At 60.1% G+C, this 22,001-nt stretch carries 18 protein-coding genes; 14 read left to right on the forward strand and 4 right to left on the reverse strand.

The features are described 5' to 3' along the window. The first annotated feature begins 35 nt into the window (after positions 1-35). From HMPREF1494_RS08445 to HMPREF1494_RS08495, 11 genes are all read left to right on the forward strand, one after another. On the forward strand, positions 36-551 hold the full coding sequence (locus HMPREF1494_RS08445; RefSeq protein WP_034522059.1) for a type II secretion system F family protein: 516 nt from the start codon (positions 36-38) through the stop codon (positions 549-551). A 151-nt stretch (positions 552-702) separates the two neighbouring features. After that, on the forward strand, positions 703-990 hold the full coding sequence (locus tag HMPREF1494_RS08450) for a DUF4244 domain-containing protein (RefSeq protein ID WP_034522062.1): 288 nt from the start codon (positions 703-705) through the stop codon (positions 988-990). Between the two features lie 6 nt (positions 991-996). Then, positions 997-1,356 (forward strand): TadE family type IV pilus minor pilin, encoded by a 360-nt coding sequence (locus tag HMPREF1494_RS08455; protein WP_034522065.1) that lies wholly within the window; start codon positions 997-999, stop codon positions 1,354-1,356. 44 nt (positions 1,357-1,400) lie between these two features. Next, positions 1,401-1,805, forward strand: a complete 405-nt coding sequence (locus tag HMPREF1494_RS08460) for an Rv3654c family TadE-like protein (protein ID WP_231495384.1) — start codon at positions 1,401-1,403, stop codon at positions 1,803-1,805. Between the two features lie 110 nt (positions 1,806-1,915). Next, on the forward strand, positions 1,916-3,139 hold the full coding sequence (locus HMPREF1494_RS08465; RefSeq protein WP_034522068.1) for a diacylglycerol/lipid kinase family protein: 1,224 nt from the start codon (positions 1,916-1,918) through the stop codon (positions 3,137-3,139). 114 nt (positions 3,140-3,253) lie between these two features. After that, positions 3,254-3,970 carry a LytR/AlgR family response regulator transcription factor gene (locus HMPREF1494_RS08470; protein ID WP_034522071.1) on the forward strand — a complete coding sequence of 239 codons (717 nt, stop codon included), beginning with the start codon at positions 3,254-3,256 and terminating at the stop codon, positions 3,968-3,970. Positions 3,971-4,013: 43 nt separating this feature from the next. Next, positions 4,014-5,312, forward strand: a complete 1,299-nt coding sequence (locus tag HMPREF1494_RS08475) for an ATP-binding protein (RefSeq protein WP_034522074.1) — start codon at positions 4,014-4,016, stop codon at positions 5,310-5,312. 163 nt (positions 5,313-5,475) lie between these two features. Further along, positions 5,476-8,613, forward strand: coding sequence for a glycoside hydrolase family 3 C-terminal domain-containing protein (locus HMPREF1494_RS08480; RefSeq protein ID WP_034522077.1), 3,138 nt, complete (start codon positions 5,476-5,478; stop codon positions 8,611-8,613). An 11-nt stretch (positions 8,614-8,624) separates the two neighbouring features. Next, positions 8,625-9,083: a hypothetical protein gene (locus HMPREF1494_RS08485; protein ID WP_003837747.1), complete on the forward strand. Its 459-nt coding sequence runs from the start codon at positions 8,625-8,627 to the stop codon at positions 9,081-9,083. 141 nt (positions 9,084-9,224) lie between these two features. Further along, on the forward strand, positions 9,225-11,744 hold the full coding sequence (locus HMPREF1494_RS08490; RefSeq protein WP_034522081.1) for a glycoside hydrolase family 2 TIM barrel-domain containing protein: 2,520 nt from the start codon (positions 9,225-9,227) through the stop codon (positions 11,742-11,744). Then, positions 11,744-12,334, forward strand: a complete 591-nt coding sequence (locus HMPREF1494_RS08495; protein ID WP_231495385.1) for a hypothetical protein — start codon at positions 11,744-11,746, stop codon at positions 12,332-12,334. The genes HMPREF1494_RS08490 and HMPREF1494_RS08495 overlap by 1 nt, the downstream gene beginning before the upstream one ends. Before the next feature lie 163 nt (positions 12,335-12,497). Here the strand turns inward: HMPREF1494_RS08495 and HMPREF1494_RS08500 are convergent, their stop codons facing one another. The 4 genes from HMPREF1494_RS08500 to HMPREF1494_RS08515 all read right to left on the reverse strand — a co-directional run bounded on the left by HMPREF1494_RS08500 (position 12,498) and on the right by HMPREF1494_RS08515 (position 17,610). Then, the gene (locus HMPREF1494_RS08500; protein WP_003837742.1) at positions 12,498-13,484 is read right to left on the reverse strand and encodes a DUF5692 family protein; all 987 of its coding nucleotides are present in this window, start codon (positions 13,482-13,484) and stop codon (positions 12,498-12,500) included. Positions 13,485-13,522: 38 nt separating this feature from the next. Then, positions 13,523-14,122, reverse strand: a complete 600-nt coding sequence (locus HMPREF1494_RS08505) for a TetR/AcrR family transcriptional regulator (RefSeq protein ID WP_003837739.1) — start codon at positions 14,120-14,122, stop codon at positions 13,523-13,525. Between the two features lie 202 nt (positions 14,123-14,324). Further along, positions 14,325-15,203: an AraC family transcriptional regulator gene (locus HMPREF1494_RS08510; protein ID WP_034522090.1), complete on the reverse strand. Its 879-nt coding sequence runs from the start codon at positions 15,201-15,203 to the stop codon at positions 14,325-14,327. A gap of 142 nt (positions 15,204-15,345) precedes the next feature. Beyond that, complete coding sequence (locus tag HMPREF1494_RS08515; protein ID WP_034522097.1) at positions 15,346-17,610, reverse strand: alpha-galactosidase; 2,265 nt, start codon at positions 17,608-17,610, stop codon at positions 15,346-15,348. A 256-nt stretch (positions 17,611-17,866) separates the two neighbouring features. On the opposite strand from HMPREF1494_RS08515, the gene dnaX reads away from it, so the two are divergent. From dnaX to HMPREF1494_RS08530, 3 genes are all read left to right on the forward strand, one after another. Next, positions 17,867-20,422: a DNA polymerase III subunit gamma/tau gene (gene dnaX / locus HMPREF1494_RS08520; protein ID WP_034522101.1), complete on the forward strand. Its 2,556-nt coding sequence runs from the start codon at positions 17,867-17,869 to the stop codon at positions 20,420-20,422. Between the two features lie 30 nt (positions 20,423-20,452). Beyond that, positions 20,453-21,055 carry a recombination mediator RecR gene (gene recR, locus HMPREF1494_RS08525; protein ID WP_003837730.1) on the forward strand — a complete coding sequence of 201 codons (603 nt, stop codon included), beginning with the start codon at positions 20,453-20,455 and terminating at the stop codon, positions 21,053-21,055. Positions 21,056-21,237: 182 nt separating this feature from the next. Further along, a complete protein-coding gene (locus HMPREF1494_RS08530; RefSeq protein WP_003837728.1) occupies positions 21,238-21,999 on the forward strand; it encodes an aspartate kinase in 762 nt (253 codons plus the stop codon). The last annotated feature ends 2 nt before the right edge of the window (positions 22,000-22,001 follow it).

Genomic DNA, 22,001 nt, shown 5'->3' on the forward strand with positions numbered 1-22,001 from the left:
TGGTGGGCGAACCGTAGCGGAAGAAGGGAGCGGCCATGCTGGAATCGTGGGCGATTGCCTCCGCATGCTGCACGTCCGGGGCCGTCTGGTTGTGGTATTGGAGCCCTGCACGGGTGTTGCCGGGTGAAGAGGCCGCTCATGAACTGCCGATGCCGCTGGTGCTTGAAATGCTGGCCGTCGCCATTCGACGGGGTGCCTCGATACCGCATGCGTTGATTGTCGTGGGGCGGATTGTCGGCGGGGATTTTGGCGAAGGACTCTCGTCCGTCGGAGGTGCGCTGAACCAAGGCGTCGACTGGGATCAGGCGTGGCCGTCAGGCGATGACATCGCATTGGTGCGTGACGTCTTCGCCGCTTCATGGTCAAGCGGGGCCTCGCCGCTGAACCGATTGGATGCCGCTATCGAACAGTTGGATTGGGATGAGCGCTCGCAGATCGAGCGGGATGCCGCGAAACTGTCGATTCGACTGCTCTTGCCGACGGGATTGTGTTTTCTGCCGGCGTTCATTGCGGTCGGTGTCATTCCGGCGATCGCCTCCTTTCTTGGATGACTGTGGATAGTGGTGGATGACACGCCGAGGGTGTGGATAACTGCCCGTCCTCCGACCACAACCCTCGCGTTTGCGGCATAGGCATCCCGGATTCCGCGACACTGAAGCCACCCGGTCATCCGGTCGGGCCGAATCAAACGAAAGGAACGCGATGAACGCCGAAATGTCAATCAATGTCGATGGCCGTCCCGACGTATTGGGGCGGGTGGGTCGCAGAATGTTCGCACTGCGAGAGCAGACCGACCGCATGGTCTGCCTGCTCGATGCTCGTATACGGACGCTGACGTCCGAGCCCGAAGAGGGGGCGGCAACCGCCGAATATGCAGTGGTGTTGGTGGCCGCGACCGGTTTCGCCGCGGTGCTGGTCGGCATCATGAAATCCGATGCCGTCAAGACGATGCTGACCAACATCATCAAGAAAGCGCTCAGTGTGGGGTGACGGCCCATGCTGACCTCATGGTGGAAACGCCATGCGGATGAGGGATCCGCCACCGCGGAATTCGCGGTGGTGCTTCCCTCCGTTGCCGCAGTGGCGATGTTGATGCTATGCCTTGGACGGGCCGTGGTGGTGTCCATGGATTGCCAGGATGCGGCCGCCGTCGCGGCGCATGCGATGACGATTGCCGGTCGTGATGGTGAATCCCGTGCACGGAGCGCCGCCTTGGCGGCTGCCGGTAATGATGCGCGGGTGTCGTTTTCTCGAAATGCCGACAGCGTCACGATCACCGTGCAATGCCCGGTGATTCCGGATCCGGTCGGTGTCCTGCCAACGCGCGTGACCGCCAAAGCAACCCGATATCTCTAGGATTTGCGCGGCGGGATTGCCGCGTACGCAAGGAGACGGAGATCGTGAAACAGTTTGTGAAACAATGGTGGACGACCAGATGCGGGCGATTCATGCGGCTATTCGCAAAGGCTGATGAAGGTTCCGGCACCGTATCCGGAATCGCCCTGATTGCGGCAACGGCGGTGATGCTGGGTGTCGTCGCGGCCGCCGGCAATCTGCTGATTTGCCTGCATCGGGCGCAACATGTTGCCGACCTGGCCGCAGTGGCTTCGGCGACGGCGCTGCATGAAGGGTCGGCAGTGCCGTGTGAGGTGGCTTCGCGAACGACGCGCGGTAATGGCGCCGAGCTGCAATCCTGCGAAATCATCGGAGAAGATGCACGAATCACAGTCGCAGTGGGTACGAACGTGCCGTTTGCGTCTCAGGTGAGCAAATCCTCCCGTGCAGGGCCGGTCGCATGCGAGTAGGAGTGCGTTTGGCCCGCATGCCCGTGGCGGTGATGCAGCAGGTCATGCCGATTGCGCCAAATCGATATCGCTGATAGCGTGTGGCGGTCAAAGGCGGTTATCGTAACGGTATGAACGAATCGTCACATTCGAATATGACCGTTGCCGTGGTGGGGAACCCGACATCGAACAAAGGCCGTGGAGCAAAAACCGGTGAACAGGTGATCAGCCTGCTGCAATCCGCCGGGGACAGGCACGGTTTCGAAGTCATCGATGTGACGGGCACGAGTTTCGAGGACTCCTTGGTTAAGGCGAAAAGTCGTCGGGACGAATACGACTATCTGGTGGTGGTCGGCGGCGACGGCATGATCGCACTGGGTACGAATGCGGTCGGTTGCAGCGGCAAGCCACTGGGCATCGTAGCTACCGGTTCCGGCAATGACTTCGCGCGTGGACTCGAGCTGCCGGTCAATCGTGTGGAAACCGCCGTCGACGGCATCGTCGGCGCCATGATGCGAGGTTCGCATATCGACGTGGACATGGGTCTGGTCACATCGTTGCCAGGTGGCTATGCGGTCGATTCCAGCACCGGTGACGAACTGCCGAGAGTGCAGGAAGCAGCCGTCACCGCACATACCGTACGAGGCCTTCTGGCCGTTGATCCGCTGCAATCGAACATGGGACTGGATTTCACCGACGAATACCTAGGCGAGCCGAACAGCCTCGATATCAACCGTTACTATGCGGGCATGCTGTCGTGCGGTCTGGACGCCAGCATCAACGATCGTGCCAACCATTCGCATCTGCCGAACGGTACCCTACGGTATTTTGCGGCCGTGTTGGTGGAACTGACCCACATGAAACGGTATGGCTACCACATCAAGGCAACGCTTGCCGACGGTTCGGTGGACGAGCGTGACATCATCTCTCCGCTGCTTACGGTCGCCAATTCGCGACATATCGGCGGAGGCATCGAAGTTTCGCCGTATTCGCGATTCTCGGACGGCTTGCTTGATCTGATATGGATGGATCATGTGCCGAACTTCGTCGAATGCGCGGAGGCCATCTCGCACGCCTACAATGGCAGGCTTCTCGCCAGCAAGGTATTTGGGTGGCAGCGCATTCGCGAAATCGAGATCAGTCGTGCCGATGACGGTGACGAGCCGCCGGTGTTCATGGCCGATGGTGAATACATCGGCCATCTGCCGGTCAAGGTCACCGCGCAAAGCCGGGCATTGCGTGTGCTCGTGCCGCCGGCGGTCGCCGAGGCGCAGGCTCGTGACGGCGAAGAGCAGACGCTCGAAGCCATTGCGCGTGACCATCGTGACCCCCTCACCGGAAATTTTCTCGATTAGGAAGGCTTGATGGGTATGCCGATAGCGTCTGCCGCCCGCGGAACCGGAATATGGAGACACGGTATCCTGTGAACAGGGAGAGGTTCCGGACGGTACGAACGAAGAGGTGTGTGGATGTTCACGGTGGCGGTCGTCGAGGATGAGGCCGATGCTGCGCGCAGGCTTGAGGCGTGTCTTGCGCGTTATTCGCGGGATCATCCGGGTGTGCGGTTCGATGTGACGGTGTTTTCGGAGCCGACGCGTCTGCTTGAGGGGTACCGGCCGGTGTGGGATGTCGTGTTCATGGACATCGAGATGCCGAACATGGATGGCATGGCCGCCGCGCGCAGGCTTCGGGCCCTTGACGGGCAGGTCGCCCTGGTGTTCGTGACGAACATGGCGCAGTTCGCGGCCAAGGGGTATGAGGTGGATGCGTTGGATTACGTCATCAAGCCGTTTTCCTACAACGACTTCGAACGCAAGCTCCGCCGTGCCGTGGCCATTCGCGGTGAGGAATCGGCGTCCGTCATGATCATGCAACGAGCCGGAACGCAACGTGTGCTCCTACGCGACATCGAGTATATCGAAGTCAAGAATCATAATCTGCTCTACCATACCGAGCGCGGCATTCTGACCGGTACCGGCACCTTGCAGGATGTGGAAGACAAGCTCGGCGACCGTGGATTCCTGCGCTGCAGCAAGGCGTTCGTGGTCAACGGTCGTCATGTCGTCGCCGTCAAAGGCAACGGGCTGACTCTTTCCGGCGGTGAAAACGTGACCATCGGCAGGACATACAGAAAGGCCTTCATGGTGGCGCTCGCCGCAAGCATGGGCGATGGCAATGTGATGTAAAGGCATATTGCAGTGTGACGCGGGTCAACGGAATGGATGAACGATGGTGCAGGCGATCGACGTGATACTGGCTTTCTTCACCGACAATGGCATGGTCGTGGAGCTGATGGTCTCCACGCTGCTGTTCACCTGGTGGTTGGAACGCCGTGACATGTTCTGGTGGCGTGCACTGACCGGTGCCGCCGTGATGCTTGTCGAATCGATGCTGTGGCATGGCTATGTGCCGGAGAACCTGTGGACCGTCACCGTGCAGAACATCATCGTGTTCGCATTATTGATCGCGTGGATCGGTGAATGCTGGAAGGTCAACATCCGTCAGGCGTTGTTCTACTTCGTCATGTCCGGCGCCATGCAGCATCTCGTCTACCGCGGTGCACGTCTGTTGTCGGTGGGCCTGCACCGTTGCTGGCCGGATGGTGCATGGATCGACACCTATGCGTATTCGTTCGTGCAGATCCCGCTCTACTGCCTTGCCTATGCCGTATTCGCCCGACCGATGGCGAAAAAGGACATTTCGATGGTGGGCGGTCGATCGGTGTTCGCCATGATGGTCGGCATGATGCTGTGCGTCAGCGTATTCACCAACATGTTCAACTTCCTCGCCTCGCCGGCATCCGGCGCGGCGGCATTCACCGTGTTCAGCCTGTTCGATTTCGTCACCTGCGTGTTCATGCTCGAACTCGCCATCGAACTCGTCTCCAAACAGCGCGCCCATGCGGAAGGGGAGGTGCTACGTCATCTGCTGCGACAGCAGAAGCAGCAGATGGAAAGCACGAAGGAGACCATCGATCTGATCAATGTGAAAACGCATGATCTGAAAAAACAGATCGTGCAACTTGGCCCCGCCATCTCGCAGGAGCAGGCGGGCGAGCTGCAGCAACTTGTTGAAATCTACGATTCTTCCGTGCGTACCGGCAATGAGACGCTGGATGTGCTGTTGGCGAGCAAATCATTGCTTTGCGAACAGCGCGGCATATCGTTTGACCGCATGGTCGACGGCGGTCTGCTCGACTTTATGAAACCTTCCGACATCTACTCGCTGGTCGGCAACGCGCTCGACAATGCGATGGAGGCGGTATCGGCATTGCCGGACGATGCGGAGAGATACATTGCCGTGCGGATATGCGAGAGCAAGGGGATGGCGATGATTCGCGTCGAGAATCCGTTTGCCGGGGAACTTGCGTTTTCCGACGGATTGCCGGTCACCACCAAAGGCGATACGCAATATCACGGTTTCGGCACGCGGTCGATTCGTATGATCGCCCGGCAATATCACGGGTACATGTCGATTTCCGCGCGCGACGGCATCTTCAGATTGACGGTGATCCTGCCACTTCAGTAACGCCGTCTGCAGGCCATGCGCGGACTGCGGTGTCGTTCGGCGCGTTTCGTCGACCGTTCACGAAGTGACGCTTATGCGCCGCCGAATGTTCAAGCACACTGGAGGCACGGGATTTTCACCGTCGAAGATTCCTGCAGAGATGCTGAAACTCAAGGAGTAAGAGATGCATGAGCGTACAGGCCTGTGGCGCGGTATCACCGCTGTGGGCGCATTGCTTCTCGCCGTCGCCATCATGGCGGGAACGATCATGGAGACGTACCGTACGTCCCTTGACGCGTTCGTCGGTACCAGAAGCCAGAGAACCGTAACGGACCAGTCCGCCGACAGCGGCGATAGCTGGACGTACAAATCCGAATACAAAACCGCCAAGGAAGCGTACGAGGGCTTTAAGAAGACGGCCATGGACGAGGCGCAGGAGACCTACGCGCTGCTGAAAAACAGCGATAACGCCCTGCCGCTTTCCAAGAGCGCGAAAATCACCATGTTCGGCGTGCGCAGCTATGCCCCGGTATATGGCAGCTCCGGCGGTTCCGTGACCGACGGCAATTCCACCGTCGAAATCACCAAGGCGTTCGAGGAGGAAGGCTTCCAGATCAATCCCTCCATGCTCAAGGCCTATCAGAATTATTTCAAAGACAAGAAATGGACCACCCCGCAGTTCGGCGGCGGCATCCTTCCCGAATATGAGGACATCACCAAGTACAACGACCCGTGCGAGCTGAGCCTCGACGAACTGGCCAAGCTCAATCCCGAATACAAGTCGCAATACGGCGAATATCAGGATGCCGCAATCGTGGTCGTCGGCCGTCCCGCTGGCGAGAACGGCGACGGCTACTATCCGGGCCAGGACGGTCTGGCCGACGGCGTGAATACCGTGACCGGCAACATCCTTTCCCTGAGTGATGAGGAAATGGCATTGGTCAACGAGGCCAAGGCCAATTTCAGCAAGGTGATCGTACTCGTCAACTCCACCAATCCGATGGAGATCGCCAACCTGCAGGACGATCCGGACATCGATGCCATTATGTGGATAGGCTATCCGGGCGCATACGGTTTCTATGGTGTGGCCGACGTGCTCAACGGCACGGTTTCCCCTTCAGCCCACCTGGGTGACGTGATGGCCAAGAACAGTGCCGTCGCGCCGGCCATGAGCAACTATGGCAACGTGGCCTGGAAGAACGCCTCCGACTTTTCCGAAGATGCGGCCGTCAACTCCTATCTGATGGAGGCCGAAGGCATCTACACCGGTTACCGCTACTACGAAACCCGTTACGCCGACATCGTCATGGGCAATGGCGGTGACACGGCTTCGGCCGGAACCTATGCCGCTTCCGACGGCACGGTCGCGACTGCGGATGGTACATGGGATTACGCCAACGAAGTGGTGTATCCGTTCGGCTACGGCCTGAGCTACACGACGTTCGAACAGAAGCTTGACGGCGTCGAGATCAAGGGCGACAAGAAAACCGCCGTCGCCACGGTCACCGTGAAGAACACCGGTTCCGTGGAAGGCAAGTCCGTGATCCAGCTGTACGCTTCCGTGCCATACACCGATTACGACAAGAAGAACGGCGTGGAGAAGTCCGCGATCCAACTCATGGATTTCGAGAAGACCAACGCCCTCAAGCCGGGTGACTCGCAGACCATCACCATGACGGTGGACTTGTCAAACCTTGCCAGCTATGACTCAAACAAGGCCAAGACCTACATCGTCGATCCGGGTGACTACTACTTCTCCATCGGCGACGACGTGCATGACGCCCTGAACAACGTGCTTGCCGCGCAAGGATACTCCGAATCCGACGGCATGACCGCCGCCGGAGACAAGACCAAGACCTATACGTGGTCGTGGGACGGCGACGTCGATGCCGATACCTTCGCCACCTCCAGCACCGGAACCAAGATCACCAACCAGCTCTCCGACGGCAAGTACGCCACCGATTACAACGCCTTTGACAAGGGCGCGGTCACGTATCTGACCCGTTCCGACTGGAACGGCACCTTTCCGAAGACCTACTCCGGCATCAGCGCCAATGAGGAAGTCTCCAAACTGCTGAACAACGATTTCATCGACCTGAAGTCGGACGGCGACGTCTCCGACATCACGATCGGCGACACCTCAAGCAGCCTGACTCTCAACGATATGAAGGGCGCTTCCTACGATGACGAGCGTTGGGACGAGCTGACCAGCAAGGTTTCCGTCAAGGAGTTCATGCATTTCGCGGAGACCGCGTTCCACGCCATCGGCGCAATCGATTCCGTTGGCCTGCAGGAAATGACCACGGATGACGGTCCAGGCGGATCCGACTCCCATTATCTCAATGAGGGTCAATATCAGGGGAAGGCCTATGCGGATGCCGACGATTACGCCGACAAGAGCTCCCGAGTGGCTCCTTCTCCCACCAACCTGGCCTACAGCTGGAACAAGGAGCTCGCCTACCGCAACGGCGAAGTGATTCTGGGCGAAAGCAGCCTGGTATTCCGTCTGCCGATCATGATCGCACCGGCCATGAATCTGCATCGTCACGCCTATAACTCCCGTGGCGTCGAATACTATTCGGAAGATCCGATCCTATCCGGATACATCGGCTCCGCCGTGGTGCAGGGCGCGCAGTCCAAGGGCGTGCTGGTGAACGTGAAGCATCTCGCATTCAACGATCAGGAGATCAACAGGTCCGGCATAGCCACGTTCATGAGCGAGCAAAAAGCCCGCGAAATGGAACTACGCAACTTCCAGCAGGCCTTCGAAGCCAACGGCAAGCCGGCTTCCTTCGAATCCGACGATGCCAAGAAAAACACCTACACCCAAGGTGCGCTCGGCGTGATGACCTCCTACAACCGCATCGGTGCGGTCGCCTCCAGCGCCAACGCCGCGGTCATGGTCAACATCCTGCGCGACGAGTGGGGCTTCACCGGCTACAACGTCACCGACTTCACCTCGGTCTCGCCCCATGCGGCGCCGAAGGAATCCGTGCTCGCAGGCACATCAGCCTTCTGCGGCTTCGGCAATCAGGGCGTGAAGTATTGGGATGCCGCCACGCTGAGCAAGGACCGTGACATGCTCCTGGCCATCAAGCAGAACATGCACTATTCGCTCTGGGCCATCGCCAACTCCAACGCGATGAACGGCGTGAACTCCAGCACACACACCGAAAACGTCATGACGTGGTGGCGTGCGGTCTATCTCGGCGTGATCGCCGCCTCCGGCGTGGTCACCCTGATCGGCCTGGCCGGTTATACGACGACCCGCATCCGTCCCGCCCGCAATGCGGCCAACGGTCCGACGGCGGCTTCGAAGTGAAAGGAACGATCATGGCAACGACAATCAAAACCCATGTTTCCGAGCTTGCGGCCGCAGCGGCGACGCTCATCGGACTGATGGTCTACCTCGTCAATTCGACGACCGGATACATGGCCGGCCAAGGATTGAGCGCGCTGGTCATCGCGCTGAGCGTGGTGGCGATCGTGGCGCTCGCCGCCCGTGCGTTCGCAGGCAACCGTCTACCGGCGGTGCTGAACGACGTACTGCTGATCGGAGCCGAAGTGCTGTTACTGGTGAGCTTCGCGCAGTTCGTGCTTGAACGCGTGCGCCTTGCCGCCGACATCTACTTCATTCCGGTTAACTATCCGGCATCGGAGCAGACCTCGCTCAATGTCGCACTGATCGGTGTGGCATGCTACCTCGTGGCCATCCTCCTGCTCGTCGTCAAGGCGTTCACCGCCAAGGACGCACAACATACGGCGGTCATGCTGGAACCGGCCGCCGAATAACGACCATATGCCGTTCGCATGGGCGGCACCACCATCAGGCCATCCGGCGGCGAGCGCCGATCGCAGTGATTGCGATTCGCAAAGACGTCGCCGGTGGCCATGCCATACGTTGCAATTTCAGAGGAGATTTTAGGAATCATCATGCAGGCAGCAGATTTCAATGCAGGCTGGGCCTATCGCCATCTTGACGCCGATGAGGATTGGACCGCCGTTACGATTCCACATGATGCGATGCTGTATGAGCCGCGCCATGCGCTCGCGGCAAGTGGATTGAATTCCGGCTGGTTCGAAGGTCGCGATTATGAATACGTCAAGCATTTCATGCCGGAACGGGATATGGCCGGCAGTCGGATGCTGCTTGAATTCGAGGGCGTCTATCATCATGCCGAGGTGTGGGTGAACGGTGAGAAGGCGGCGTTTCGCCCGTACGGATACACCAATTTTTACGTTGATCTGACCGACCGCGTTCGTTTCGGTGAAGACAATGAGATTCGCGTGATTGCACGCAATGCCGATCAGCCGAATTCCCGTTGGTACTCCGGAGCCGGTATCTACCGTCCCGTCACGTTGTGGACGTCGCCCGCCGAGCATATCGCCGTGGACGGTCTCTTCGTGCGTACTATCGCCGCGGATCCGGCGAATGGCACCGCACGTATCCGCGTCGAGGTAGAAACGACTGCGGCAGGCAGTGTGCACATTGAAATCGCCGACATGGCGGGCGGGATCGCAGCCAGTGTCACGCAACCATGCGAGGCTGGGGTAAACAGGTATGAGTTCGGCATTGCCGACGCGAAACCATGGTCCGTGAACCGTCCGGAACTGTACGTGTGCACCGCGCGTTACACCACGCAACATGGGGATTCCGACGAGGCTGCGACCACGTTCGGTATCCGTACGCTCGAATGGGGGAGCGGGGGACTGCTGATCAACGGCGAGCGCGTGATCATCCAGGGCGCGTGCATCCATCATGACAACGGCGTGCTTGGCGCATGCGCGTATGCCGACGCCGAGGAGCGCAAGATTCGTCTGATGAAGGCGAATGGCTACAATGCCATCCGTTCCGCGCACAATCCGTGTTCGAAAGCACTGTTGGAGGCGTGTGACCGACTTGGTGTGCTGGTGATGGATGAGTATATCGACCATTGGTATATTCATAAGACGCAGCATGATTACGTTGATTATTTCGACGAATGGTGGCGTCGTGATCTTGCCGACATGGTGATGAAGGATCGCAACCATCCGAGTGTGATACTGTACTCCACCGGTAATGAGGTGTCGGAAACGGCGCAGAAGCGCGGTATTGCGCTCACGCGTGCGATGACTGAATATCTGCATGCGCTTGACGACTCCCGTCCTGTCACCTGCGGTGTGAACATCTTCTTCAATTTTCTTTCGTCGATCGGCTTTGGCCAGTATTCCGACAAGAAGGCCGCGAAGGAGGCCGAGGCCGCCGAGAAGCGCCGTGCCGCAGGACAGGCCGCCGACAAGCATAAGGCTGTCGGCAGTGAGTTCTTCAACAATATGGCCGGCGTGCTGGGCGCCGATTTCATGAAGACCGGTGCTGCGCTGCCGTTTTGCGATTGGGTGACGCGAGATGCGTTCGCCGCGATGGACGTGGCCGGCTACAACTATGGCATCAAGCGATATGTTCACGACCTGAAGAAGTATCCGGATCGACTGATTCTCGGCTCCGAAACCTTCTGCAACGATGCATACCGCTTCCGCGAGCTCGCCAAACGCGAACCGCGGCTGATTGGCGACTTCGTATGGGCGGGCATGGATTACATCGGTGAAACCGGCGTGGGGGCCTGGGAGTACGAGGATTATGCGACCTTGAACATCGAATACGGTTGGCTGACCGCCGGTTCGGGACGGGTGGACCTGACCGGCCGCGCATTGGGTGAGGCATATTACACGCGTGTGGCGTTGGAGGAGGCTTCCGGACCATGGTTGGCTGTCTGCCCGGTGAACCATACGGGAGACAAGCATTCGCCGAGCGCGTGGAAGATGAGCAACGCCATCGACTCGTGGAGCTGGAATGGCTGCGAAGGCCGCAAGGCGAACGTTGAGGTCTACGCGAGGGCCGCGTCCGTCTCCTTGGTGCTCAACGGCCGTGAAATCGGACGCAAGGCAATGCGCAACGATTGCATCGCCTGTTTCTCATGCACATACGAGCCGGGCACGCTGGAAGCCGTGGCCTACGATGAATCCGGCCGTGAAATCGGCCGCAATCAGTTGGTCAGCGCTTCTGCCGAAACACGATTGAGCGCATCCGTGGAATATACGGGTCGTGAACTTGCGTACGTGCGCGTGCGCTACACCGATGGGCACGGCGTGACCAAACCACTTGAGCGAGGCACGTTACGTGCGACACTGATCGGTCCCGACGGCAAGGGAGGCGGGGCCGGCGGAGACACTGACGAAGCTGTCGGCGGAGCGAAACTGCTCGGTTTCGGTTGCGCCGCACCTTGCAACAAGGGCAGCTTCGTCACCGGCGAAACTGGCACCTACTATGGCGAGGCGCTCGCCGTGGTGAGGATGCCGCAGTCGCAAGAAGGTACGGCGGTGCTGCACATAAGCGACGGCAGGCTATCGGCGCAGGTGAGCGTCGAGCCGATCGGCATCGTGAATCGTGCGGATTCGACGAGGTGGGAGGGATGATGCCCGAACGGACTGAAATCATCAGTGGGCACGACGGCGGTCCGATTGCCGTGTGGTGGCGGCGCTTCGCGGCGAAGCATAGGCTGATCGCGCAGTTCGTGATGTTCTATGCGTTCTCACTGTTCGTCACCATACTGCAGTACGTGATGCTCACGTTCCTGCCCAACCTGTTCTACGCGAACACCAACTGGTGCGATATACCATGCCAACTCATCCATCTGGCTCTTGGACCGGTCGATACGTACGTGTTCGACTATCCGGTCACTGGTGATGCGACGGGCGGCATGGGGTATTTCGCGGCGTTCGCCATCACGCTGTTCATGGCGCAGTGCGTGAACTTTCCGATGCAGCGCAACATCACGTTCAAATCACATGGCAACGTGTGGTTCCAAATAGCCTGGTATGTGGTGGCGTTCGTGCTCATCACCATTGTGTGCAGCTTCCTGATGGGCCTGTATGTGCCGTTGTGCAAGCGGTTTTTCGCGCCGGCCGTGTACAACATCCTCATTACCGTCATCAATGGCGGCGTGCAGATGGTGATTTACTTTCCGATCTACAAGATCATCTTTCCGGAGGGTGAGGCGAAGTAACCGATTCGACGGTCGGTGAAGGCGCCGGATATGGCGTCCGTCTATGTGCACCGGAAGCTTGTAGCGGACTGCGAAAGGACTGTACCCGACGCTTTCGCCATTGACAAGGCGAAGTTCGGGTACAGTCGTCGGATTGGCGTTATCGCCATGCAGGCCGCACGGTTCAGGCCGCCAGATCTTCGCGGCGGGCCATGGCCTGCTCAAAGTCCTTGGTGCCCGTGAACACCTCCTGCAGCCACGGGTTCACGTGCTGCTTCCTGGCACGGTACATGATATAGCCGAATGCGAGCACGTTCGCCACGAGTGCGATGATCGACACGGTCAGGTTCACGTTCGGGTTGTTCACCGACTGCACGGCGAACTTGGACTCGTCCTGGAAGGCAGGGAACACCTGCGCGAACATGCACCAGATGGCGAGTGTGTTGGCGCGGTTCTGAATCCAGCCGCCCTTGTTCCAGAAGAAGTTGGCGACGGTCGGTGCAAGCAGCAGCGCCAGACCGCAGTACCACGAGTGGGTGGGCAGGCAGTTGTAGGTGTAGCAGAAGTTCCACAGGTCGTAGGCTACGATGAACACCCACGTCATGTCGGGCCAGAGCATGTCCTGCTTCCTCTTCGACACGTAGATGCCGAACCATCCGGTCATGCAGGCGATGTTGATGAGGCCCGCCACGCCGTTGAACACGTTGTGCCAGCCGCCCATGAGCGTCACGCCTTCGGTGGAGACCCAGGTGGTGCCCCATGCGCGGATCGCGGATTCGAAGTCGGAAACCACGGCGATGAGGATGTTGATGGCCACGATTACGAACGGGAAGCATTTGAACCATTCGGATTTGCCGATGGCGCCCCACTTGTACTTGAGTGCCATGAAGCCGATGCATCCCGCGGTCGCTGCGTACAGTTTCGCATAATGGAACCAGCTGGTCATGTGCACGTAGGTCGGGTTGGTCAGCGCCCATTCGGCGCCGGCGGCAGCGGCTACATAGATGGTGATGAAATAGACGGTCAGGATCGCAGGAACGACCAGGAACGCCACGATACCGCCGGTCTTGGTGCGGCGGGCCAGCTCATTGGCGCCGATCAGGCAGCAGAAGACAAGGATCCAGCCGATCCACTGATATACGGCGGTGTCGCCATAGACTTGGAACAACATCGCTTTTCCTTTCACTCGGGTACATGCGTGAGCCCCGCTCACTCAATGTACGGGTCCAGGTGCAGCGTCTGCGCCGCAACCTGTCTGACAACGGTGTCATCGGTGTCGGGATGCAACCTGATCAGTGAAATCAGGCCGACGATCAGCGTGTAGAAGGTCTCATGCACGTTACGGATCGGCATGCCGTGCAACCGTTCGAAATCACGCACGGTTGAGGCGCAGATGTATTCGGCGATGCGATCGGCGGCGCGGTCGATGAACTTGATGTACAGTTCCGCGTTGCCGTCTGCGATCATGCGCTGACTGAACGGTCCCTCATCGTTGATGAGGCCGCGCGTCAGGCGCACCACGTCGTCGAGTGCTTTCGAGATGTTGCCCACTTCGCGGTTGCGATTCCACTCCTCCAAAACGGTGATGACTTCATCGATGACGTCGTCCAGTACGGCGTCGGCGACCTGGTCCTTGTCTTGGAAATAGTGATAGAAGAGCGATCGGGTCATGCCGACACGGCCTGCGATATCGCTGACCGTAATCTTCGAGAAGCCTTTTTCCAGGCAGATTTCGCGTGCCGCATGCACGATTTGCGCGCGACGTGCGTCTCCTGCCGTTGCAACGGAAATCTGGTTCCGTCCGTTCATTGCGCTCTCCTCACGTTGAGTGGCGGTCCCATCGATGCGACACGTTGACACTCTGTCAATTTTTTGACGCGACCAAGTCTAAGCCCAATATTGACACAGTGTCAAACCGAGGTGGGTCGGTGACGCTCACATGGCGATTACTGGTATGACAACAGGTTACGCAACCGTCGGTCATAGGGGTCGTGCGGCGTCTATCGGCGTGTCATGTTCCGCTTCTGAAACGGGCCGGCGAAACCGACCGCGCCATCTTGAACTTGCGTGAGAAGACCTCGAGGCTGGAAAAGCCGCAGGCACGCGCCACCTGCGCCACCTCCATGTCGGTCATGCTCAGCAGATCGCAGGCCTTAGCGATGCGGATGTTGTCGATATAGTCCTTCAACGTCAAACCGGTCGCGCTTTTGAATCGGCGGGACAGATGGCTGCGGTCGGTGTGCAGTGCCTCTGCCACACGGCCCACATTGATGGATTCGGCATAATGTTCGGCGACGTATTGCGCTGCGGCGGTGGCGAGCGCACCGCCGGCACCCGCGTCATCAGGCCGTGATTGCGTGGTGGCGCCACCCGCCGTCGCCATGGCGAGCGCCAGCCGGTGCAGGAACTCCAGGGTGATGGCGTTGAGCTTGATCTCGTCGGCGAAACTGCCGGATGTGTAGTCGAAACAGGATTGAATCAACGCCAGGAACGCCGAGGTGTCGCCGACATGGAACGCGTTGCGGTCGTGGGCCAGGCCGATTCCCGCCAGGCATCGTTGTACGCCGTTGCCGCCCAGTCCCAGCCATAGGTAGGTCCAGGGATCGGTTGCGCAAGCCTGATAGGTGACCGGCGAATCCGGCCGGATGATGAACCCGTCGTGGGCTTTCAGCCGGAATACCGCGCCTTGGCTGTGCAATTCGCCGCTACCGGACAGCACCAGATGGATGATGGTGTGATCGCGCAGTGCCGGGCCTACGTCGTGGCCCGGTTCCGTTCTCGAGATGCCGCAGAACGCGAACGATACGCCATTCGCCGATGAGGGCGGGTCCGTATGGCCCGATGTGAACGGGCAGAAGGAGGGCAACGTGTAGACCTGTGCGTGCTCCATGTCGCCTCCCTGCGGTCTCAATGCGCCGGCCGACCGGATTGCCGGCCGTTTGAAGACAGTAGAAGACAGTATAGGCGGACCTGCCGTGCCGGCCACCGGTCGGTCGCCGGTCGACTGACCGGCCGACAGCCGGCAGCGACGCTCAGTCGGCGGTCAGCACGAACAACCGTGATGAGAAGTCGGTGGTGACGCCCAGCGGGTTCACGTCATCCATCTGCCCGCAGGAGGCATCGGAATCGACCAGACCGATGCGCATGAGTTCGGCACCGGTGAACGACCTGCCGGCAATGCTGGAAGCGCCGGTGCAATCCACCTTATATGTCAGTCCTGCATCCAAACCGCGCAACGCAAGTCGTGTGAACGCACCGTTCGGCGTGATCAGCAGACGGTAATCGCCGACGATCGCGGTATGACGATCACGGGAAACCACCATCCAGGCAGCCTTCTCATTGCCGTACGGGGCGATCAGCCGGTGGAAATCGCCGGTATGCAGTATTTCGCGGTATCGCTTGAACCATGCGACCTGCCTGTGGACCTCATCCAACTCGGCGGCCGACAGACGCCCCAGATCAAGTTCATAGCCGAACGTGCCGAATGCGGCGACGTTCGCGCGCGTGGCAAGCGGCGCCGAACGCATCGTCTGATGGTTCGGCGTGATCGACACATGCGCGCCCATCGTGCTCAGCGGGTAGAACATGCTCGTGCCATACTGGATCTTCAGCCGTTCGATGGCGTCCGAATCATCCGAACACCAGATCTGCGGCGTATAGAACAGCATGCCCATGTCGAACCGGCCACCGCCCGACGCGCAACCCTCGATGATGAGCTCCGGGAAGGCCGTGAGCAGCCGCTCCAGCAAATCGTAGACGCCCAGAATGTAGCGATGGTACGCCTCGCCCTGATGTTCGGCATCGCGCGACAGGTCGTAGCCTTCCGAGACGAAACGGTTCATATCCCACTTGATGTATGAGATGTTCGCGGAACCCAGCAGCGCGCTCATCTGCTCGAAGATGTTGTCGACCACCGCGGCATCCGCGAAATTCAGCAGATACTCATTACGGCCATGGCTGGGCTTACGGTGGGGAGTGCGAATCGCCCAATCCGGATGCGCACGGTACAGGTCGGAATCCGCATTCACCGCCTCCGGCTCGAACCACAGGCCGAAACGCATGCCCAGATCGTTGACGCGGCGGGCCAGCGAGGCCAATCCGTTCGGCAGACGCCGCGGATTCGGCCGCCAATCGCCCAACCCTGCGGTATCGTCATTGCGTGCGCCGAACCAACCATCATCCAGCACGAACAGTTCGATGCCGGCATTCCGTGCGGTCCGTGCGATGTCGACCAGCCTGTCCTCATCGAAATCGAAATACGTCGCCTCCCAGTTGTTGATGAGCACCGGTCGCTCGCGTCGCTTCCAAGGACCGCGCACGATATGCTCCAACACCGTACGGTGGAAGGCATGGCTCAGGCCGGTCAGGCCCTCGGCCGAAAACGCGAGCAACGCCTCCGGCGACTGGAACGTCTCGCCCGGCGCAAGGCGCCATGAGAAGCCGAAATCATTGATGCCCACTTGCACGCGCGTCACGTCGAACGTGTCCACTTCGGCATGCAGATCGAAATTGCCCGAATACTCGAAGGCCACGCCGATCGCCTCGCCCTGCGACTCCGTGGTGGCCGGACGCGCGAATACCGCGCACGGGTTCAGAAAATGCCCGCTCGCATTGCGCAACGATTCGATCTGCTGCACACCGTAATGCAACGGTTGCGTATGTGGATGGCGCTCGCGGGCCCATGCTCCGGCGAATTCGGTCATCGTGTAGTTACGGTCGGGCAGGTCGAGATTGAAACTCATCACGCGTTCGAGGCTGACCGGCTCGCCTCCGCCATTCGTGATGCGCACGCTGCGCGCGATGACCGGCTGGTCGCGGAAAATCGTGTATTGCAGGATTACGGTGAGACCTGTCGGCCGGTCGATGAGCTCGATTTCCAACGTAGTCGCCTCATCGTCATGCTCCACATACGTTGCCGGCAGTCCCGCAAGTCGTGGTTTGCCGGCGATGATGCGATAGCCGCCTGCGTATGTCAGATCGGTGAGGGTCGATCCGTTGCCCTGCCGGACTTCCAGCGCCGGCCGCCGGTAGTCGCCGCCACCGTATTCGGGGAATTCCTGACGCATCCTTTCCAGCGTGTAGGTGAGGTTGCCGGGAATGCGGCATGTGGTGGTGGGCGAATGCGTCACCTCCGTCAGATAACTGAAATCCTCACGGTCCGGTACGGCTGCGCCGAAATACAGATTGATGAGCTTGCCCTGCCCGTCGGCGTGGAAGACGTAGCTGATCCGACCGTTGGTCAGATGGAACTGCCGAGTATGCTCGTGCACGATGATGGCGGCGGTGTTGTCGGTCATGATGGCCTCGCTGGTTCGTTTGCTGATGGTCGATTGGGATTGGTTGGAGGTCAAGTGTAGGGAGCGCACGCGTGCGATGCCGCGCCGGAAACCGGCGGTTTGTGCGCTGTCGATGACGATTTGTGGCGAGGCTCGCGCTTCGTCGGTGCGCTCGCCCGCGAGTCGAGCGAGACGGCTGGAAAACGGACTGTGCCTGGGGCGTATCGTGTCGTAAGAAATCGGTAGCCTAGTGACATTACGGCGGAAGGATTTTGCTATGGCATTGGCACTGTACAGAAGATATCGCCCCGATACGTTCGACGGGGTGATCGGGCAGGATCAGGTCACCGTTCCGCTCATGCGCGCGCTTGACGAAGGCAAGCTGACGCACGCCTATCTTTTTTCCGGCCCGCGCGGTTGCGGCAAAACGTCGTCCGCGCGTATTCTGGCCCGATGCGTGAACTGCGAGAAGGGGCCGACCTCGCATCCGTGCGGCGAATGCGAGAGCTGTCGCGATCTGGCCACCGGCGGTCCCGGTTCCATCGACGTGGTCGAAATCGACGCCGCCTCGCACAACGGCGTGGATGACGCCCGTGAACTGCGCGAACGCGCCGGTTTCGCCCCGGCCCGCGACCGCTACAAGATCTTCATCCTCGACGAGGCCCACATGGTCACGCCGCAAGGCTTCAACGCACTGCTCAAAATCGTGGAGGAGCCACCGGAACATGTCATGTTCATCTTCGCCACCACCGAACCCGACAAGGTGATCGGCACCATCCGCTCGCGCACCCACCATTATCCGTTCCGTTTGGTGCCGCAGGAGGTCATGGGGCCTTATCTGGAGCGAATCTGCAGCGACGAGCATATCGAGGCCGAGCCGGGTGTGCTGCGGCTGGCCATGCGTGCCGGCGGCGGCTCCGTGCGCGATACGCTGTCCGTGCTCGACCAGCTCATGGTCGGTTCCGTGGATGGTGTGATTCCCTACGATTCCGCCGTGGCATTGCTCGGTTTCACGCCCGAGGCGCTGATCGGCGAGGCGATCGATGCCGTGATCGACAAGAACGGCGAAGCGTTGTACGGCGTGGTGCAGAAGGTCGTGGTCGGAGGATTCGATCCTCGTCGTTTTGTGGAGGATCTGCTCGCTCGCGTACGTGATCTGCTTGTGCTCACGTTGGGCGGGGAACGTGCGGAAAGCGTGCTCTCCGACGATTCCGCCGCCGAAGACATGGACGATTTGCGCCGTCAGGCTTCCGCGTTGGGCTTGGCCGCGTTGACGACGATGGCCGATACCATCAACGCCACGTTGGGCGGTATGACCGGTGCGATTTCGCCGCGCATGCGTTTGGAGCTGCTTGCCGCGCGCCTGCTCGCCGGACGTGAGACCAACGGCTCGTCCGGAGTGGCCGGTGATACCACGGCCCCCGATGCGGCAGCGCAACCATCCGGCGGTTCCGCGCGTTACGGCATGGCCGGATCGCGCCGCCGTCCGGCACAGGCCGAGACCCAGCCATCGCAACCTGCGCCAAGCGTGCCGCAACAATCCGTGCAGGCTTCCACGGCACCGAAAAGTTCGGCGGATGCCGTGACTTCCGGCATGGCATCCACCATGGCCGCCTTCGAACAGGCCATGAACGCGCCGCTGGGAGATGGGGAAGCCAAGGCACCGTCGCAGACGGCCGCGCCTTTGCCGGCAAACGACAACCGCACGCCCGATCAGAAGTGGGACGCTCTGGTGGCAAGTCTGCCGGACGACGTACGACGCTACATCAATCGTGAGAAGGTGCCGCGCATCATGCTCGACGAGCAGGCCCAAGGCGGTCCCAAACTGTGGATCAAATTCGACAGGTCCCTGAGCAAGTACGCCTTCGCCAAGGCCGTCGCCTCCGAATCGCTGAATGGCACCAACAACGTGGTGAGCATCGTGCGTGCCGAAGTGCATAAGGTGTTCGGCCCGAGCGTCACGCTTGCGCCTGCCAAGAAGCTGGCCGATGGGGAAGTGGCCGTGCCGTGGAGCAAACTCAGCCCCGAGGAACAGCGCAAGATCAACGCGCAGCTCGTACAGGAACAGCTCAAGGCGGCAACCCTGCTGACGCAGAATCTGGGTTCCGATTCCGCCGCCGGCAAGGAGCCGAAAGACGGCGAAAAAGCCGAGTCTGCCGCGGATCCGACGGACGGGGAGAGCCACCGAGGCGGGTCCGCAACCGCTTCGGCGGAAGCTGATCCGTGGAGTGCTCCGGCGCAGTCCGCCGCACCCGCCGACGATGATCCGTGGGGTGCGCCCATGCAGTCTCCCGTTGCGGTGAACGTCAACGACGTGAAGGCGCCGGAACGGCATCGGAAGCATGTCGCCGTGCCGGATATCAGTGACGACGTGGATCCGTGGGCCGCCTCGGTTCCTACCCCGCAAGGCATGTCCGATTCCATGCGGGCACCCGATCCGATGCAGGCGGCCGATTCCGTACAAGCCATGCCGCAGGATGACGATGATCCGTGGAATCAGCCGTTGCCGCAGCCGGTGCAGCAATCGCAATCCCAGCCATCCCAGCAATCTCAAGCACCGTCGGCGAGGCAGCATCGCGATCTGCGTCATGAGGCGGTATCGGCTGCCAATGATCCGTGGAGCCAGCATTTCGCCGCCCCGGAACCGGCAAAGCCGCAAGTTGCCGCGGAAGATGACGAGTACTCGATGAGTGACGAGTCGCTGGGCACTGCGACCGCGCTGGATGTGGACGAATTGAGCCGTATTTTCGAAGTCAAGAAAATCGAGGATTTCACGGCGGACGATCCGAAGAATCCGCGTAACATGCAGACGAAGAAGAGCCTCGACGACTAGTCACGCAACCACTGAAAGGTAACAATTTCCATGGCATTGGCCTATGACGGCGCCATCCAGCGCCTCATCGACGCATTCGCGCACCTGCCCGGCATCGGGCCGAAAGGAGCGCAACGTATCGCCTTCTACATGCTTAACGCCTCCGATGAGGAGTCGCAGGGCCTGATTGACGCCATCACCGAAGTCAAGGAAAAGGTGCGATTCTGCGAAATCTGCGGCAATGTGTGCGAGACCAGCCCCTGCCCGGTGTGTGTGGACCCTCGTCGCGATCGTAGCGTGATTTGCGTGGTGGAGGAGCCGAAGGACGTGATGAGCATCGAGCGCACGCGCGAATACCGTGGCCTGTACCATGTGCTCGGCGGGGCGATCAATCCGATGGCGAACGTGCAGCCGAGCGATCTGAACATCGCCAAACTCATCGAGCGGTTGAAGGACAGCGAAGTCAAGGAGGTGATTCTCGCACTCAATCCGAACGTGGAAGGCGAGGCCACCACCAGCTTCCTCGCACAGCTGCTCTCGCAGACCGACATCAAGGTGACGCGTCTGGCCAGCGGCCTGCCGGTGGGCGGCGACCTCGAGTATGCCGACGAAATCACCTTGGGGCGTGCCCTCGCCGGCCGCCGCAATGTCTGACCGTCGCATGCCCTCCAACGAAGGCGCCGACGTTGCGGAATGAAGATGGCAGAGGCCCATTCGTGGAGTCTCGCAATTCCGTATGCTGGGCGTAGAGGGGCTTGACAAATCGGAATTTTTCTATAATCGTGCCGCTTGTCTAGAATCACAAGCAGGCAACACACTGAGAAGATTGGATAGTTGTGGCTCTTATCGTGCAGAAGTATGGCGGCTCCTCCGTGGCCGACCCAGAATCGATCAAGCGCGTGGCCCGACGCATCATCGAAACGAAGAACGCCGGCAATGATGTGGCCGTCGTGGTCTCCGCCATGGGCGACACCACCGATGACCTGATCGATCAGGCGCTCAGCATCGATTCCAACCCGCCGGCACGCGAGATGGACATGCTGATGACCGCAGGCGAACGTATTTCGATGAGTTTGCTCGCGATGGCGATTCATGCGGCCGGTTCACATGCATACTCCTTCACCGGTTCCCAGGCCGGTTTCATGACCGATGCCCAATTCGGCACCGCACACATCAAGGCCGTGAAGCCCGATCGTGTGCGCCGCGCGCTCGACCTTGGTTCCGTGGCCATCGTGGCCGGTTTCCAAGGCGTGAACGAGGGTGGTGACGCCACCACGCTCGGCCGTGGCGGTTCCGACACCTCCGCGGTGGCGCTGGCGGTGGCGCTGGACGCCGACGTGTGCGAGATCTACACCGATGTCGACGGCGTATTCACCGCCGACCCGCGTATCGTCCCGGCCGCCCGCCGCATTCCGGTCATTGATTACGAGTCGATGCTGGAGATGTCATCCTGTGGATCCAAGGTGCTTGCCTTGCGTTGCGTGGAATACGCGCAGCGCTTCAACATGCCGTTGCATGTGCGTAGCTCCTTCTCACATCGCCGTGGCACGCTGATTGTGCCGGAAGGCGTCGACCCGCGCAACCTGCCGAATATCTGAAC

It is taken from the genome of Bifidobacterium sp. MSTE12, from assembly GCF_000513015.1.
Lineage (GTDB): Bacteria > Actinomycetota > Actinomycetes > Actinomycetales > Bifidobacteriaceae > Bifidobacterium > Bifidobacterium dentium.